The sequence below is a fragment of the Pseudoalteromonas sp. SaAl2 genome (genome assembly GCF_052947895.1).
Genome location: NZ_CM129605.1, coordinates 3,611,818 through 3,628,459, shown reverse-complemented (window position 1 = coordinate 3,628,459; position 16,642 = coordinate 3,611,818). Strand labels below are relative to the sequence as shown.

The following is a 16,642-nucleotide window of genomic DNA, read 5'->3' as shown; positions in this document are numbered from 1 at the left end:
ACTTTAAAGTGCTGTTAAATCTTGTTGATCAGGCGCTAAGCACGGACTGGCTAAACACTGTTTAGCCAGCTCACTTGCCGCGGGTGGAAAATAAACAATCACTTCACAATGCAAACCATGCTTTGCCACATAACGCACAAACAAAGGCGCATAGGCTGCTTTAGCTTGTTGTTTTATTTTATCAAGCTCATTGCCTAACAGCATCGCATCACCTAAATTTTTGCAATGCCACATCAGCCTAATTTACGCTCTTTGAAATAGGCTTTTAGTAACTGGCTAAACGCTTGAACTTTTGCGGTACGGTGCACTAAGTGATGCGTTACAAGCCATAAATCGGTAGGCCAACTTAGTTCACTGGCTAATACCGGCACAAGATCATCATATTGTGCAGCCACATCATGTTGTAAACCACCAATGCCTAAACCTTTAACGATCGCTCGTGTTGCTTCTGAGGTTTCAGATACTCGCAACTTGACCTGTGAAGCAGGAATGTTTTCATCAACCCAGGCAAAGTAAGGCACTTTGCCATTGTAACCTGCAACCCCCGAGACAAAGTTATGTAATTCAAGCTGCTTTAATGATTTCGGCAGTCCGTACTTATCAATATAACGTTTAGAAGCATAAAACCCCGATGACAAATGCGCTAAGTGCTGAGCAATATAATCACCTTCATCTGGACGCGGGCCAGCACGTACTGCAATATGCGCTTGTCCATGGTCCAGCCGCAAACGTTTTTGGTCAAGTATCACTTCTAATTGCACTTGCGGATGCAAACTTTGAAACTGCTCACATACATCACTTAGCACATCAATAAAGCCGCTAACGGTAGTAAGCAATAAACTGCCGCGCAAGGTGCTGTCAGCCGCAATTATATCGTTATGTAGCCGCTCAAGTTCGCTATTGATAGATTGCGCTGTTGTGAATAACTTAGCGCCTATTTCTGTCACTTTATAACCACGAGCATGACGATGAAATAAACGTGCATTCAAGCTTTGCTCTAAGTTATTTATACGCCTAAGTACGGTACTGTGGTGTACGTTAAGCTTTTGCGCTGCGGCAGTTAACGTACCTAACCGCGCAACTTCAAAAGCAACTTTTACGTCTTGCCAGTCATCAAATTGAATCGCCATTTTGCCTCACCCACACTATGTGCATTTATGCACATAAGTTTTGCGTTTATTTGGCTTTTCTGCAAGCAAATTTTTGCTAAAGTAATAACAACGCAACAACAAATGCATACAAGGAATACTCATGACTGCACCAAAAATCATTGCCCTTGCTGGCAGCTTACGCAAAGACAGCTTTAACCAAAAATTGATCAATGAAGCCGCACGTTTTGCACTAGAAAGCGGCGCAGAAGTAGAGGTAATCAAACTTGCTGATTTAAATTTGCCATTGTTCGATGAAGATATCGAAGCGCAAGGTACACCACAAGGCGCCCAGCTTTTAAAAGACAAACTTCGCGCTGCTGATGGTATTTTATTAGCAAGCCCAGAATACAATGGCTCAATCACTGCGGTACTTAAAAATGCCATAGACTGGGCTTCACGCACCGAGCAAGGCGCGGTTCCTGCATTTCGTAATAAGGTAACCGCATTATACGCCTCATCACCAGGCGGATTAGGCGGCCTACGCGGCTTAAACCATGTACGTGATATTTTATCGGGTATCGGTAGTTTAGTACTGGCTGATCAACTTGCAGTACCCGCTATTCATACGTTACTCGATGACTCTGGGCGCATTAGCGACCCTGTTACCGCTGACAAAGTTGCAGGCTTGGCACAACAACTTGTAAGCGTTGCCAGTAAACTAAATAAGTGAACCCTTTAAGAAAGCTTTGTCGCGGCTAGTTTAGCGGCGATAAAGTCTTCATGGGTGACATACAACAAGTTAGCCACACGCCGAATGACGTACTCTTCTTGCGGGTCAAGCTCACCATCGGCATAAGCCAACCGCCAAAGTAATTCAATAATTTCAATACGTTGCTCTGCGCTACACTGATTATTTATTTGTTTAGAAAATTGAAAGTAATCAATCGCATCATCTAAGCTTTTGCCCGCACTTTGCATCAGCTCGTCAACTTCTTCATCCGTTAACTGAAAATACTTTTTAAGTGTGAAGGTTAACGTTTTAAGTTCATCATCTTGCTGCTGGGTATCAGCACGCATTACCTCAATCAATAATGCTGCGACCGCCGTTTTCAGATCATGCTCTTGCATCTGATTGGGCTGCTCATTAAAAGTTGAAAATAGCTGTTTTATTTGTTTGAACATCACATTTTCCCTTTTTGGGTGTTAGACTTAACGCATGACTAGTTGCCCACTGTAGTTAAATCGCGTGCGCAATACAATAATGGAGAACAAGGTTTATGACAGGAAAATGGAGTAAAAGCCTCACAAGTATCTTTATTTTTATAATATTAGCGGGGTGTAATACTGCCTACGCAGAAAAAGGAGAAACCGAAAAGCTCTATGACTTTGATGAAAAAGTACATTACCACCAAACTCAAATAGACGATAATAACTACCACCTTGAAATTCAATCTGACGATTACAAACACTTTAAAAATCAAAGTGTATTTTTACTTCGTCATGCTAACCGCCTATGTCGTGGCAACACCTTTATGATAAAAGTGACTGATGGCGTACAGGAATATGACCGTTTCCCGACCAAACCTCGTAAATATCAGCCACCTTTAACTGTATTACTGCAATGTGAGACTGAGCCCACAAAAGACTAGTCTTTGCTTTTAATCTTTATAACCCCAAGGTGCAGCAGGTGGAGTAATTGGTTTAGTTAAATCAAAATCAACACGGAATTCACGGCCTTGGCGAATCAAGCGGTAAGTAAACTTTTCAGGGTAAATATACATTTGCCATGTATTACCCATTGATTGTGGAATACCTTGGTTAACAAACAATTCTTTTGAGTATTGATCAGCAGGAAAAGACTGCACGTTCTCAAAACCCGCATCAACCGTATGACCGCCATACATAGTAGATACATCATCAGTGCCGTCTTTATGGCGATGATCGTGCTTTAAGCTCAAGCCACTGCCTGTTTTTGTAATTATCCAAGTACGTGAGGCATCATCGCCAACGTGAAATGGCACTTGCAGTTCACTATCAGTGCATTTACGAACATGCATGATTAATTTTTTACCCGCAAACGAACTAGGACCAGCAGCATTATCAACTGTTACAGTTCCTTCGTAAGCTTTACCACAATGGGCGGCAATATTATCAAAAAAGCCATCATGGCTAGGGATAGACACTAACGGTGCTGGGCGTGCAAACACAGCAGTTGATGCCAAAAATAAGGTTGCAGCAGTTAATAACTTCATAGCATGTTCCTAATAGATAAAAAGCCCACCTTAGCTTGTTACTAAAGACAAAGGAAGTAATCGCGGTGAATGGCAGTTCAGCTATAAGTAGGTGAGATAAAAGTTAGCAAGTCTAAAAATAAAACAAAAGCGGCCATCACTGTTGAACTTAAATGAAAAACAACTTATGTTCGGTTAATAAAAGATAAACAAAAATAAGGAAGGTATGATGGGAAGTTATCCATTGCTGGTGTTTATTTTAATTTTTGCGCTATTCATTATACAAAATCGAAAATATAACGCATTACTTACACATTTAGCGCAGGCATACCCAACTCAGTGGGAGCAATTAACGCAAAATACACTAGGCGATACTTCACGCTCCACATTGACTGCTAATTTTAATGAATCACTCAAAAATGGCTTTTTCTCAACCCTAGACGACCCTAAAGTTAGTCAATTTAAAAAGCTTAAAACTATTAATATGACTATTTGCTTTGCACTTGCAGTACTAGGTTTGACGATTGCTTATATGTATTAACCATAAAAAACGCGGCCTGAGCCGCGTTTCATTGTTTAATAACTTTTAAACATCTACTGCCATGGACGCTCGGCGTTAAGCTTTGCTTCAAAGGCGTCGATTTGCGGGTTTAGCGTTTCAGTAACGCCGATAAAATCTAAGCCACTTAATAAACGCTCTTTTACGTCTTTGCGAATATCAAAGCTGATTGGCGCAAACTTGTTACTGGTAAGCACCTGATTTTCAAGGTCGATGTCGATATGAATATCGTCGTGCTGTTCACTCAGTACAAACAAATCTTCCAATGTTTGTGCAGGTAATGCAATCGCCAGCATTTGGTTATTGCCGCAGTTGTTAAAGAAAATGTCAGCAAAGCTTTCTGCCAAAATTACTTCAAAACCGTATTGTTTAAGTGCCCAAGGTGCATGCTCACGTGATGAGCCACAGCCAAAATTATCACGGGTTAATAATATTTGCGCGCCTTGGTAACAAGGGCGATTTAAAATAAACTCTGGGTTTGGCTCGTCGTTATCTAAATAGCGCCAATCATAAAACAAGGCAGCATCAAAGCCATCACGGCTGGTTGAAGTTAAAAACTGCTTAGGAATAATTTGGTCAGTATCGACGTTGTTTTTATCTAGTGGGGCCATTAAGCCGCTAAAATAAGTGCTCATTAAGCTTCTCCTCTAATATCAACAAAGCGACCATGTATTGCTGCTGCTGCGGCCATTGCAGGGCTAACTAAGTGCGTACGACCGCCACGACCTTGGCGGCCTTCAAAATTACGGTTTGAGGTAGATGCACAACGCTTACCTGCACCTAAACGGTCATCATTCATTGCTAAGCACATTGAACAACCTGGTTCTCGCCATTCAAAGCCTGCGGCTTTAAAAATATCAGCTAAGCCTTCGTCTTCGGCTTGTTTTTTCACCAAGCCAGAACCAGGTACAATTAACGCCTCAACACCAGTGGCTACTTGCTTGCCTTGCACGATATGAGCAGCAGCACGTAAATCTTCAATACGGCTGTTAGTACATGAGCCAATAAATACCGTATCAACGCTTGCTGATGACAGCTTTTCGCCCGCTTTTAAGTCCATGTATTTAAGTGCGCTACGAATTGCATCAGCTTTAATTAAATCAGGCTCTTTGTCTGGATCTGGAATAAATTCATCTACACCAATAACTTGCTCAGGGCTAGTACCCCAAGTAATTTGCGGCTGAATGCTGCTCGCTTCTAGTTCCACTTCTAAATCAAACTGCGCGCCTTCGTCGGTTTTTAACGTTTCCCAATAGGCAATAGCTGCATCAAAGTCCGCGTCTTTTGGTGCAAATGGGCGACCTTTTAAGTAATCATAGGTAATTTGATCAGGGGCAATTAAACCGGCTTTCGCGCCCATTTCGATGCTCATGTTACACAGCGTCATACGAGCTTCCATCGATAATGCTTCAATGCCTTCACCACAAAACTCTGCTACATAGCCAGTACCACCAGCCGTGCCTAACTTGCCAATAACGGCCATTATCAAATCTTTTGCTGTTACAGTTGGTCGTAATACACCATTAATTTGAATTTTTAATGACTTGGCTTTTTTCTGTTGTAAGGTTTGCGTTGCTAATACGTGCTCAACCTCAGAGGTACCAATACCGTGAGCAAGCGCACCAAATGCACCGTGCGTTGAGGTATGACTATCGCCACACACTATGGTAGTGCCCGGTAAGGTAATACCTTGCTCAGGCCCCATTACATGCACAATACCTTGATTAATTGAGTTTAAATCGTAAAGCGTAATACCAAATTCTTTACAGTTTGCATCAAGCGCCATTAATTGATTTTTTGACACTTCACTAGCAGCATCAAGTGATCGGCTTTTAGTCGATACATTATGATCCATGGTCGCGATGGTTTTTTCTGGGCAACGTACTTTACGGTTTTTTTCACGAAGGCCTGCAAACGCTTGCGGCGAGGTTACTTCGTGTACTAAGTGACGATCAATATAAAGTAAGTCGGTTTGCTCATTAATACTGGCAACTACATGTGCTTGCCAGATTTTGTCGTATAAAGTTTGGGCCACTTGCTAATTCCCTAATGCTGTTTTGAGCCGAAGCATAACGGTGCTTCGGCTATAAAAATATTTAGATGCGGGCAACGATTGCTGCTGCAACATCACTAGTAGTGTATCCGCCATTTGGATAAATATCTGGCGTGCCGACGCCCGCTTCTACGGCTTCTGCGACTGCTTTTTCAATACTGCGCGCCGCTTCATCTTGGCCTAGCGAATAACGCAACATCAGTGCCGCACTTAAGATTTGTGCGATTGGGTTAGCAATACCTTTGCCTGCGATATCTGGGGCAGAGCCACCAGCAGGTTCATACATACCAAAACCCGATTGATTCAAACTGGCTGAAGGTAATAACCCCATAGAGCCGGTGATCATCGCGCACTCATCTGACAAAATATCACCAAACAAGTTATCGCAAAGCAATACGTCAAACTGACTTGGTTGCTTAACCAATTGCATTGCTGCGTTATCAACATAGATATAGTCAAGGCTGACTTCTGGGTAGTCTTTGCTTACCTCTGTAACCACTTCACGCCATAATACACTTGATGCGAGTACGTTCGCTTTATCTACTGAGGTTACATGGTTGTTGCGCAACTTTGCCGCTTCAAAGGCAAAACGCGCAATGCGTTCTATTTCTTTACGCGAGTAGGTTTGTGTATCAAATGCGGCCTCATCAGCACCTTCACCAGTACGCCCTTTATCACCAAAATAAATACCACCAGTTAATTCACGTACACATAAAATATCAAAACCACGCTCACTAATATCTGCTCGCAATGGCGAAGCTGCACTTAATGCTGGTAATAGCTGAGCTGGGCGTAAATTACAAAATAAGCCGAAGTGCTTACGTAGCGGTAATAAAGACGCACGTTCTGGTTGTTCATCTGCCGGTAAATGCTCCCACTTGGGGCCGCCGACTGAGCCAAACAAAATTGCATCGGCACTTTCACAGGCTGCAAGCGTTGTATCTGGTAATGCTTTACCAAATTGATCAATCGCAGCGCCGCCAATAGCATGTGGGTGACGAGTCATGGTAAAGCCAAATTTGCTGCTTACCGCATCCAGCACACTTTCTGCTGCTGCCATTACTTCTGGGCCGATACCGTCGCCTGCTAATACCGCAACGCTATAATTTGTTTGACTCATCCTGCTTTCCTTTGTTGTTTTAAATCAGACACTTTTTGTGCACGATAAATTAAGTTATAAACACGGATCATGGCGCGTACTGACGCTTCAACCACATCCGCTGCAATGCCCGCGCCGTGATAAGGACGACCATCGTATTTAGCTATAATATTGACTTGCCCCAGTGAACTGGCACCTTCACCTGTGGCTTCTAAATTAAACTCTATCATTTCAACAGCCATACCTGTTAAGCGCTCAATCGCTAAGAATGACGCTTCAACAGGGCCATTACCAGTTGCGGCTTCTTGTTTCGATTCGCCACCGATAGTCATGCCAATAGTTGAGCTTGCCACCGACTGTGAATTAGACGTTGAGTTAACAAACTCTAATTGATATTTTTCGTCTTTATCATTGATTTGATTAAAATAAATCATCGCTTCAAGATCATAGTCGTAAACCGTGCCCTTTTGATCAGCTAAGGCTAAGAAGCTTGCATACAAGCTATCCATATCGTAATCAGACTTTTGGTAACCAAGCTCTTCTAAACGATGTTCAATAACATGACGACCCGAACGTGAGGTCATATTTAATTGGTTATTTGGCACGCCGACGCTTTCTGGCGACATAATCTCATAAGTATTTTGCGCTTTTAATACACCGTCTTGGTGAATTCCCTGAACTGTGAGCAAATGCGTTTTCGCCAACAATGGCTTTATTCGGTTGCACTGGCATATTGCAAATTTTTGCCACTTGACGAGAGGCGCGGTAAATTTCTTCACTACGAATATCAGTGTGTACTTTTAAGTGGTCTTGGCGCATTTTCATGATCATCGCCACTTCTTCAAGCGAGCAGTTACCCGCACGTTCGCCAATACCATTGATAGTACACTCAATTTGGCGTGCGCCAGCTTGAACAGCGGCAACTGAGTTTGCAACTGCCAACCCTAAGTCGTTATGGCAATGCACACTCAAACGGGCTTTATCTATATTTGGCACATTATTCATTAAATGATGGATCATTGCCGCGTATTCGTCTGGCGTTACAAAACCAACCGTGTCGGGTAAGTTAATCGTAGATGCACCGGCATTGATTGCCTGCTCTACAATTTTGCATAAATCCCAATGCGGTGTACGCCCGGCATCTTCACACGAAAACTCAACATCATCTGTATAATTACGAGCAAGTTTGATTGATTTAACCGCCATGGCTGTGGCGTCATCTAAGCTCATACGTAATTTGTGTTCTAAGTGCAACGGGCTGGTAGCAATAAACGTATGAATACGACTTTGTTGCGCCGTGCGTAATGCTTCACCACAGGCTTCAATGTCTTTGGCCACAGAGCGAGCTAAGCCGCAGATAATTGGGCCCTGTACTTCTGTAGCAATACGTTGCACTGAACGAAAATCAGCAGGGCTCGAAACCGGAAAGCCAACTTCCATCACATCCACATTTAGACGACTAATAGTATGCGCCAGTTGGATTTTATCATCTTCAGTTAGGCTTGCTTTAAGCGCCTGCTCACCGTCACGTAATGTGGTGTCGAAAATCCATACCTTGTCTTTATCTTGCATAATCTGCCCTTAATTCTCAGCTGCCCTAGTTGCGAGATAAAAAAAAACCCCGCATATTGCGGGGTTTTTAATGTTTTCTAATGAAAATACACTAATCCCCGCTTACATACGTTAGCAGTAAGAGGTTTAGTTTTAATGTAATTAAACGTGTATTTTGCATCATCTTTACTAAATGTGTGTGTTCAGTGAGCCTTATTTTTAACACCTCACAGTCGAGCATGCAAGCATAATAATTCCCAAAAAACAGAAAAAACACTCCGTATTAAGGATAAAAAATCCAACAAAACAAATAAAACAAATTATTTATTATGTAAACATGAAATATAAAGCGTATTAAACCAATGCAGCTACAACCAATGCTTAGATTAACTTATCGTACTTTTTCTCGTTTATTCACTTTCAGCTTTGGTTTCTCTTACATAATTGCTTGCGCCACGAGTAATGTAACGCAGTTGCCAAATTACTCGCTCTACCAGTTCATCACGTTGTTGGCCCTCTATATCAAGGGCTTCTGCGCCGGCATTAAACACCAGTGTTACCATGGCTTCGGCTTGAATATAGGCATGCGTAGCATCGCACGGGGTTTCACTTTCAAGGTAATGGGCCAGCTCTAAAATGAAATGCTTAATTTCTCGGGCAACCGCGGCTCTAAAGGCTTTTGAAGTACCAGAGCGTTCACGTAATAGTAACCTGAATTGGTTGCTCGAGTTATCAATAAACTCCATAAAGGTCACCACTGAGGTGGTAATAATACTGCCGCCACTGGCAATACGACGTCGCGCTTGGCGCATTAATTGACGCAGTGTTAGGCCTGCTTCATCCACCATGGTCAAACCCAGCTCATTCATATCTTTGAAGTGACGATAAAACGAGGTAGGCGCAATACCAGCTTCACGAGCAACTTCACGTAAACTGAGGTTAGAAAAACTATGATCAGCACTTAGCTGATTAAATGCCGCCTCAATTAAAGCTTGTCGTGTTTTTTGTTTCTGTTGCGCGCGAACACCCGACATGAACTACTCCTGATTTAATTTAAATCAATTTATGATGACTTTTATGTGAATTCGTCAGTCTAATACTTGACGGCGAGAGAATGAAATATTATTTTAGCTTACAAGTGTACGCTCAGATTTTAAAAGATGAAAAAACCACCTATTATTTGGACCAATGTCCTGTTCTTCAGCCTAACTTTTTTAGCTGCTGCTACTTTAGTCCCTTGGTATGGAGTTACCTACGGATTTACCAGCGCGCACTGGATTGCATTTGTCGGCTGTATGTTTTACGCCGGTATGTCAATTACTGCTGGTTATCACCGTTTGTGGGCTCATAAAACATACGATGCACACCCTGTTATTGAAGCCTTTTTTTGCTCTAGGTGGGGCCTTTGCATTACAAAACAGTGCATTGCATTGGAGTAGCGATCATCGAATTCATCATGGTCAAGTAGATGACCCAATCAAAGACCCATACGCTGCAACCAATGGTTTTTGGTATAGTCATATTGGCTGGATGCTGCGTGATTATCAAGGTGACAGCTATGGTGATTACAGCAACTGCCGTGACTTACAACGTAATAAAGTAGTGATGTGGCAACACCGTCACTACATGAAGCTAGTACTTGCTACTAATATTGGCATTCCATTAGCACTTGGTTTAATGGTCGGCGATGTGTTTGGTATGCTATTATTAGCAGGATTATTGCGTTTGGTTTTAAGTCAGCATTTTACCTTTTTTATCAATTCAGTGGCGCACATTTGGGGTTCTCGCCCTTACACTGAAAAAAATACAGCAAGAGATAACGGCTTTTTAGCGCTGTTTACTTATGGTGAGGGTTATCATAACTTCCATCATATTTTTGCCAGCGATTACCGCAATGGCATTAGATGGTTTCATTATGACCCCACCAAATGGATGATCCGCTCTTTAGCTGCTGTTGGCTTAGCTAAAAAGCTTAAGCGCACGCCGGTAGAGCGTATTGAAAAAGCAAAAGCCGAAACGTTAATGAACAAAACGCAAGTTCGCTTAGCTAAATTGCCATTAGCGCAAGATAAGCTTACATTATTGCAGCAAGAATATGATTTATTGTTGAAAAAGCTACAACACTTTTGTGCCCTAAAAAAACAGGTACTTGAAGTTAAAAAGAATAACATGCTGCAACAATGCGAAAAATCAGCTTTAATTACACAATACCATGAGCTAGAAGCCGCTTGGGAAACACAAAAGCAAGCATGGCTAGCACTGAATGCGAGGTTATTAAAAGCCTCTTTTAGTTAATGTAGGAGTGGCTGTGGCCAAACAACAAGTAAAGAAAGAACAACAATCGTTTCAATATGATGCGATTATTATAGGCACGGGTCCTGGCGGTGAAGGCACCGCCATGAACCTATCTAAAAGCAACAAAAAAGTAGCCGTTATAGAACGCCAAGAAGGCGTCGGTGGCGGTTGCGTACATTGGGGTACGATTCCCTCAAAAGCGCTACGTCACTCTGTTAGCCGTTATATTGAGTATAAAGCCAACCCACTATTTAATGTGGGCGAGCGACCAAGCCGCTTGACCTTCCCTGATATTTTGCGCCATGCAAGTTCAGTAATTTCAAAGCAATCTAATTTACGTAGCAGCTTTTACGATAGAAACCGTATTCACTTGTTTCAAGGTGATGCAAGCTTTGTTGATAAAAACACCGTAGAAATTAGGCGTCTTGATGGCTCAACTGAGCGTTTAACGGCAAAAACCATTGTAATAGCAACAGGTTCACGCCCGTACCGCCCACCAGAAGTCGACTTTGACCATTCGCGTATTTACGACAGCGACACAATTTTAGGCCTTGAGCATGACCCACATCGCGTTTTAATTTATGGCGCTGGTGTAATTGGTTGTGAGTATGCGTCTATTTTTAAAGGCTTAGGCGCAAAGGTTGATTTAGTAAATACCCGTGATCGCTTATTGGCGTTTATGGATGCTGAAATATCAGATGCATTAAGCTACCACTTTTGGAACAGCGGCATTGTTATTCGTCATAACGAAGAGTTTGACCGTATCGAAACCCGCGATGACTGTGTAGTAATGCATTTAAAATCAGGCAAACGTGTTAAAGCCGATTGTATTTTATTTGCCAATGGCCGTACGGGTAACACTGATGGTTTAAACCTTGAAGCAGTCGGCTTAAAAGCGGATGGCCGTGGGCAATTAAAAGTAAATGAAACCTACCAAACCGAGGTTGATAACATTTACGCGGTGGGCGATGTAATTGGTTATCCAAGTCTTGCCAGTGCTGCATTCGATCAGGGTCGAATTGCTGCTGATGCTATAGCCTGTGGCAATTGCGATGAAAAACTAATCATTGATATTCCGGCGGGTATTTATACCATTCCTGAAATGAGTTCAGTCGGTAAAACCGAGCAACAACTTACTGCGGCTAAAATACCGTACGAAGTAGGCCGTGCACAGTTTAAACACTTAGCACGTGCTCAAATTGCCGGCACTGAAGTAGGCAGCTTAAAAATATTGTTTCACACAGAAACTAAAGAAGTGCTTGGCGTACATTGCTTTGGTGAGCGTGCCTCTGAAATTGTTCACATTGGCCAAGCCATTATGGAACAAAAAAATGGTGGCAATAATATCGACTACTTTGTAAATACTACGTTTAACTACCCAACCATGGCTGAGGCTTACCGGGTTGCGGCGTTAAATGGTTTAAATCGCTTATTTAAATAACTCACATTTAAAAAACGCTTTAAAAGACAACAAAAAGCCCGCTAACATTAGCGGGCTTTTTAATGCGTAAGTAATGAGTTACTTATTATTTATGATATTGCGCACTTAGCTCATGTACAGCATTAATGAATACACCCGCGTTTTCAGGATCTACATCTGGTGTAATACCATGACCTAAGTTAAATACATGGCCATTACCGGTACCAAAGTCTTCTAAAATTGTGCCGACTTCTTGGCGAATACGATCATGCGTACCATGTAGCATTGATGGGTCCATATTCCCCTGTAACGCCACTTTATCACCAACACGACGTTTAGCATCAGCAATATTGATAGTCCAATCAAGGCCTACGGCATCACAGCCTGTTGCCGCAATCGCTTCAATCCATTGGCCACCATTTTTAGTAAATAGCGTTACAGGCACTTTACGGCCGTCGTATTCGCGAATCAAACCATCAACAATCTTATGCATATATTGCAAAGAAAACTCATTGTAATCACGCGGGCTTAATACCCCACCCCATGAATCGAAAACCATGAGTGATTGAGCGCCGGCTTTTACTTGCGCATTTAAATAATCGATCACTGAGTCGGCTAGCTTATCAAGTAACAAGTGTAGGGTTTGCGGCTCTGCAAACGCCATTTTTTTGATTTTGCCAAATACTTTACTGCTTCCACCTTCAACCATATAAGTGGCAAGCGTCCATGGTGAGCCAGAAAAACCAATAAGTGGCACTTCACCTTTTAACTCACGACGAATAGTGCTTACGGCGTTCATTACATAACCAAGCTCATCCGTTGGGTCAAGCTTAGGGATTTTTTTTACATCGGCTAACGAAGAAATTGGGCGTTCAAATTTAGGGCCTTCACCGGTTTCGAAGTATAAACCTAAACCCATTGCATCAGGAATCGTTAAGATATCGCTAAATAAAATAGCGGCATCTAATGGATAACGTCGTAACGGCTGTAAAGTCACTTCACAGGCTAGTTCAGCATTTCTACACAGGCTCATAAAATCGCCCGCTTGTGCACGTGTAGCGCGGTATTCAGGTAAATAACGGCCAGCTTGGCGCATCATCCATACCGGAGTCACATCAACGGGTTGTTTCTGTAGTGCACGTAAATAACGGTCGTTTTTTAATTCGCTCATAGCGTAAAGGATCCTAAAGCTGTATATATTGCGCAGATTGTATCACCATATCGCCAAGCGCTCTATTGCAATGAAGCTAAAACATAGTTTGATAGATACAGATCAAAGGTTTTATTTAACGTTTAAAAGTCGAGTAACAAAAAATAACATTTGAAATTTTTCATTAATAAGTTTGCAACACAACAAAAAGCTTGGTATAACTTGTCCTGCGTTAACAATAACAACAATAAAAATTATATAACAACAATAATAAAAATCTTCTCATAACAAAAAGAAAGCTTGTTTAAACAAGTCATGGAAAAGAAATTAAACCACCTTTATGGTGGTTTTTTCTTGCCTGAAATAATACTAATAGTGTATAAAAAATGCTTACATATCATTCAGTTCAACTTTTATTACCGAAATAATAAAAAAATGTGTTGATCTTTGCTGCATATTTCATTGTTATATAAAGAAAACCAACCCAGCTTAGGAGAATAATCATGCTGACGCGTTTGGAAAAAGCTCAACAAAAATGGGGCGGTAGCCACACAATAATCGACAAATGGTTAACAGAGCGCCAAGAGCTATTAGTACTTTATTGTAAAATTGCAGGTTTTGCTCCTTATGATAAAAAAGATCATGCCTTGCCTGATCAACTACAAATTCAAAGCTTTTGCCAAATATTAATGGATTATTTGTCAGCTGGGCACTTTGAGGTTTATGACGATATAGCCAAAGCTTGTGAGCAAAAAGGCCCAAAAAGCCAACAGCTTGCCAACGACCTATACCCTCGTATTTCTGACACTACAGATATTGCTCTGGATTTTAATGATAAATATGCAGAAGTGACTAAAGATGAGTTATTAAATAACTTTGATAACGACTTATCTAAATTGGGTGAAGCATTAGAGCTACGCTTTGAGCTTGAAGACGAGCTCATTGACAACTTATATTCTAATCACACAGATTAAGCTTTTTAAGTTGCATTAAAAAAGGGGCCAATTGGCCCCTTTTTGCTAACTTGAGTAAATTACTCAGCAGCTGCAGCTTGCTCTTCGTCTTGGATTTCAAGTAGTTCTACTTCAAAAACAAGTGTAGAGTTAGCTGGAATTTTACCTAAGTCACGGTCACCGTAAGCAAGATCAGCAGGGATTGTGAACTTATATTTAGAGCCAACAGGCATAAGCTGTAGACCTTCAGTCCAACCAGGAATAACACGGTTAAGTGGGAAAGTTGTTGGTTCATTACGTGAATAAGAGCTATCAAATTCAGTGCCGTCTAATAATGTACCTTGATAATGTACTTTAACTACGTCTGTCGCCACTGGTTTTTCACCATCACCTTGAGTGATCACTTCATATTGAAGACCTGACTCAGTCACTGTAACGCCTTCTTTTGCAGCATTATCAGCTAGGTATTTTTCACCGTCAGCTTTGCTTTTCTCAGCTTCTACTTTTGCGTGAGCTTCTTGCTTAGTACGTACAGATGTATCAAGTGCCGTTAACACTTCACGGATTTTCTCTTCATCAAGCTTAGACTCACCAGCAAGTGCATCTTCAAAACCGCGCATAAGTAGTGCTTGATCAAGCTCAACTCCTAGCTCTTTTTTATCGGCTAAGTCTTTATTTAAGAAGTTACCAACTGATGCACCAATACCGTATGCTTGTTGTTGTGCTTCAGTTTCTAGCTTAACTGGTGCTGCTTGTTCTTGTTTTGCTTCTTGATTACAAGCCGTAAGCGCTAAAACTGACGCTGCAATCAATGACAATTTAATCGTCTTTTTCATTTTAAATCTCCGACACACTTTGCAGATGTCATTTATTGTATTATTACTAGTTAAAGATTAACGGCCTACATGGTAGGCTGCTTATCTAATTACTGAGTACGGCGATATGCCAATTTCAAATCATTAGATAAACGACCTCGACCTTTATCGCGTCCTAGTCTAACCTCTCAGTCAACAAGAGTTAAGGGGAAATACCTGTAATATGTCGATATTTCGTACTTTTTTGTATCTTCTGAGCTGCACTTTATTAATTGCTTGCTCAGAACAAAAAGAACACGCGACTGCCAGCTATGAGCATGCAGCTCGAGGCGCGTTTGCCTCTGCACTTTCTCACGATGGCCAGTATAGCCTGATCTCATCTATACACCATGGGGTCGCCCTATGGGATAATCAACAACAGGTACTAAAATATCAATGGTTTCAGCAACAAGACCAGGATAGCCTGGTACACACCGTGGCCATAGCCTTTGATAACAGCTATGCCGTTACCGCAGAAAAAACCACTTTTGCCGTATGGGATATTAATACTGGTGACAACGTTGGTTATTATAAAATAAAAACCGCCACCATTCGCGATATCGCTATTAGCAACCAAGGCCGCAGTGTTTTATATGGCCGTAGCGACAATGTCGTTGTTTATCTTAACTTAGAGACCGGCCGGCGCATTGAGTTCCTTGGTCACCAAGAAAAAATTAACGTGGTAGACCTCTCACCCAATGGCCGCTTTGCACTGAGTGGCTCAAACGACTACGTTGCTTACTTTTGGGATACCCAAAGCGGCCAAGTCATTCACCGTTTTAACCACCCTAACCGCGTAACCCAAGTGGCCCTTGATCCACAAGGTCGCTACGCCTTTACCGCAGACAGTATGGCACAAGCACATGTATGGCAGCTGACAACAGGTGATCTTGTTAGCAAACTAAAGTATATTGCCCGTCAGAAAATTTTTACTGCGGTTCGATTTAACGAACAAGCAACGTTGCTGTTAACTGGATCACCTAACCGCTTAGTTGATTTATGGCAAATTGCTGATGGTGAAAATATTCAAAGCTGGCGAGTCACTCCGCGCGAAGGCAGTAAGCCTAAATCGGCGGTGGTGTTAGATGTCGCGTTTACTGATAACGATACTGCGTTGTTAACCGAAAGCTCCAGCGGAATCGCTGAGCGCTTTACTATACGAGAAGCTAATGAACACAATTGAACATCGCTTAATGGAACTTGAGGCAAAAGTGGCCTTTCAAGATGAAACGATTGATATATTAAATGATGAAATTAAAGCTCACCAGCAGCTGTTGGCTAAAATGAAGCGCCAAACAGAACTACTGGCTGAGAAAATAAAAAGAGTCGCAACAGCCCTCTTTGATGTCGCAAATGCAAGAGCCACCGCCACCGCATTATTAAACA

Annotated in this window: 17 protein-coding genes and 2 pseudogenes; 8 read left to right on the top strand and 11 right to left on the bottom strand. The window is 41.9% G+C overall.

What is annotated here, in order from left to right:
- Positions 1-3: 3 nt before the first annotated feature.
- Together ACU8V8_RS17140 and ACU8V8_RS17135 are read right to left on the bottom strand one after the other, a co-directional pair.
- Positions 4-234 (bottom strand): hypothetical protein, encoded by a 231-nt coding sequence (locus tag ACU8V8_RS17140; protein ID WP_446888302.1) that lies wholly within the window; start codon positions 232-234, stop codon positions 4-6.
- Positions 234-1,130, bottom strand: coding sequence for a LysR family transcriptional regulator (locus tag ACU8V8_RS17135; protein ID WP_446888301.1), 897 nt, complete (start codon positions 1,128-1,130; stop codon positions 234-236). The genes ACU8V8_RS17140 and ACU8V8_RS17135 overlap by 1 nt, the downstream gene beginning before the upstream one ends.
- Before the next feature lie 121 nt (positions 1,131-1,251).
- Between ACU8V8_RS17135 and ACU8V8_RS17130 the strand changes: the two genes are divergently transcribed.
- Positions 1,252-1,821 carry an NADPH-dependent FMN reductase gene (locus ACU8V8_RS17130; protein WP_446888300.1) on the top strand — a complete coding sequence of 190 codons (570 nt, stop codon included), beginning with the start codon at positions 1,252-1,254 and terminating at the stop codon, positions 1,819-1,821.
- A gap of 5 nt (positions 1,822-1,826) precedes the next feature.
- Here ACU8V8_RS17130 and ACU8V8_RS17125 read toward each other — a convergent pair whose 3' ends face one another.
- Positions 1,827-2,273: a tellurite resistance TerB family protein gene (locus ACU8V8_RS17125; RefSeq protein WP_446888299.1), complete on the bottom strand. Its 447-nt coding sequence runs from the start codon at positions 2,271-2,273 to the stop codon at positions 1,827-1,829.
- Between the two features lie 95 nt (positions 2,274-2,368).
- On the opposite strand from ACU8V8_RS17125, the gene ACU8V8_RS17120 reads away from it, so the two are divergent.
- On the top strand, positions 2,369-2,740 hold the full coding sequence (locus ACU8V8_RS17120) for a hypothetical protein (protein WP_446888298.1): 372 nt from the start codon (positions 2,369-2,371) through the stop codon (positions 2,738-2,740).
- 9 nt (positions 2,741-2,749) lie between these two features.
- Here ACU8V8_RS17120 and ACU8V8_RS17115 read toward each other — a convergent pair whose 3' ends face one another.
- Positions 2,750-3,343, bottom strand: a complete 594-nt coding sequence (locus ACU8V8_RS17115; protein ID WP_446888297.1) for a hypothetical protein — start codon at positions 3,341-3,343, stop codon at positions 2,750-2,752.
- Between the two features lie 205 nt (positions 3,344-3,548).
- Here ACU8V8_RS17115 and ACU8V8_RS17110 point away from each other — a divergent pair, with 205 nt between their 5' ends.
- Positions 3,549-3,863, top strand: coding sequence for a hypothetical protein (locus ACU8V8_RS17110; RefSeq protein ID WP_446888296.1), 315 nt, complete (start codon positions 3,549-3,551; stop codon positions 3,861-3,863).
- 53 nt (positions 3,864-3,916) lie between these two features.
- On the opposite strand, the gene leuD is transcribed toward ACU8V8_RS17110, so the two are convergent.
- The 5 genes and pseudogenes from leuD to fabR form a co-directional block, all read right to left on the bottom strand.
- Positions 3,917-4,516 (bottom strand): 3-isopropylmalate dehydratase small subunit, encoded by a 600-nt coding sequence (gene leuD, locus ACU8V8_RS17105; RefSeq protein ID WP_446888295.1) that lies wholly within the window; start codon positions 4,514-4,516, stop codon positions 3,917-3,919.
- Positions 4,516-5,916 (bottom strand): 3-isopropylmalate dehydratase large subunit, encoded by a 1,401-nt coding sequence (gene leuC, locus ACU8V8_RS17100; RefSeq protein WP_446888294.1) that lies wholly within the window; start codon positions 5,914-5,916, stop codon positions 4,516-4,518. Before leuC ends, leuD begins: the two co-directional genes overlap by 1 nt.
- A gap of 61 nt (positions 5,917-5,977) precedes the next feature.
- On the bottom strand, positions 5,978-7,054 hold the full coding sequence (gene leuB, locus ACU8V8_RS17095; RefSeq protein ID WP_446888293.1) for a 3-isopropylmalate dehydrogenase: 1,077 nt from the start codon (positions 7,052-7,054) through the stop codon (positions 5,978-5,980).
- A pseudogene (leuA, locus tag ACU8V8_RS17090) lies at positions 7,051-8,605 on the bottom strand (2-isopropylmalate synthase). Before leuA ends, leuB begins: the two are co-directional and overlap by 4 nt.
- A gap of 389 nt (positions 8,606-8,994) precedes the next feature.
- Positions 8,995-9,618 (bottom strand): HTH-type transcriptional repressor FabR, encoded by a 624-nt coding sequence (gene fabR / locus ACU8V8_RS17085; RefSeq protein WP_087532616.1) that lies wholly within the window; start codon positions 9,616-9,618, stop codon positions 8,995-8,997.
- Positions 9,619-9,826: 208 nt separating this feature from the next.
- Between fabR and ACU8V8_RS17080 the strand changes: the two genes are divergently transcribed.
- Both ACU8V8_RS17080 and sthA read left to right on the top strand, forming a co-directional pair.
- A complete protein-coding gene (locus tag ACU8V8_RS17080) occupies positions 9,827-10,879 on the top strand; it encodes an acyl-CoA desaturase (RefSeq protein ID WP_446888292.1) in 1,053 nt (350 codons plus the stop codon).
- A 13-nt stretch (positions 10,880-10,892) separates the two neighbouring features.
- A complete protein-coding gene (sthA, locus tag ACU8V8_RS17075; protein WP_446888291.1) occupies positions 10,893-12,320 on the top strand; it encodes a Si-specific NAD(P)(+) transhydrogenase in 1,428 nt (475 codons plus the stop codon).
- An 85-nt stretch (positions 12,321-12,405) separates the two neighbouring features.
- Here sthA and hemE read toward each other — a convergent pair whose 3' ends face one another.
- Positions 12,406-13,470, bottom strand: coding sequence for a uroporphyrinogen decarboxylase (gene hemE, locus ACU8V8_RS17070; protein ID WP_256829048.1), 1,065 nt, complete (start codon positions 13,468-13,470; stop codon positions 12,406-12,408).
- Between the two features lie 482 nt (positions 13,471-13,952).
- Here hemE and rsd point away from each other — a divergent pair, with 482 nt between their 5' ends.
- Positions 13,953-14,423: a sigma D regulator gene (rsd, locus tag ACU8V8_RS17065; protein WP_446888290.1), complete on the top strand. Its 471-nt coding sequence runs from the start codon at positions 13,953-13,955 to the stop codon at positions 14,421-14,423.
- Positions 14,424-14,482: 59 nt separating this feature from the next.
- Here rsd and fkpA read toward each other — a convergent pair whose 3' ends face one another.
- Entirely contained in the window at positions 14,483-15,238 is a 756-nt protein-coding gene (gene fkpA, locus ACU8V8_RS17060) for an FKBP-type peptidyl-prolyl cis-trans isomerase (protein ID WP_087532621.1), read from the bottom strand.
- Between the two features lie 202 nt (positions 15,239-15,440).
- On the opposite strand from fkpA, the gene ACU8V8_RS17055 reads away from it, so the two are divergent.
- Positions 15,441-16,439: a WD40 repeat domain-containing protein gene (locus ACU8V8_RS17055; protein ID WP_446888289.1), complete on the top strand. Its 999-nt coding sequence runs from the start codon at positions 15,441-15,443 to the stop codon at positions 16,437-16,439.
- A pseudogene (locus tag ACU8V8_RS17050) lies at positions 16,426-16,639 on the top strand (SlyX family protein). The gene ACU8V8_RS17055 and the pseudogene ACU8V8_RS17050 overlap by 14 nt, the downstream one beginning before the upstream one ends.
- Positions 16,640-16,642: the final 3 nt, after the last annotated feature.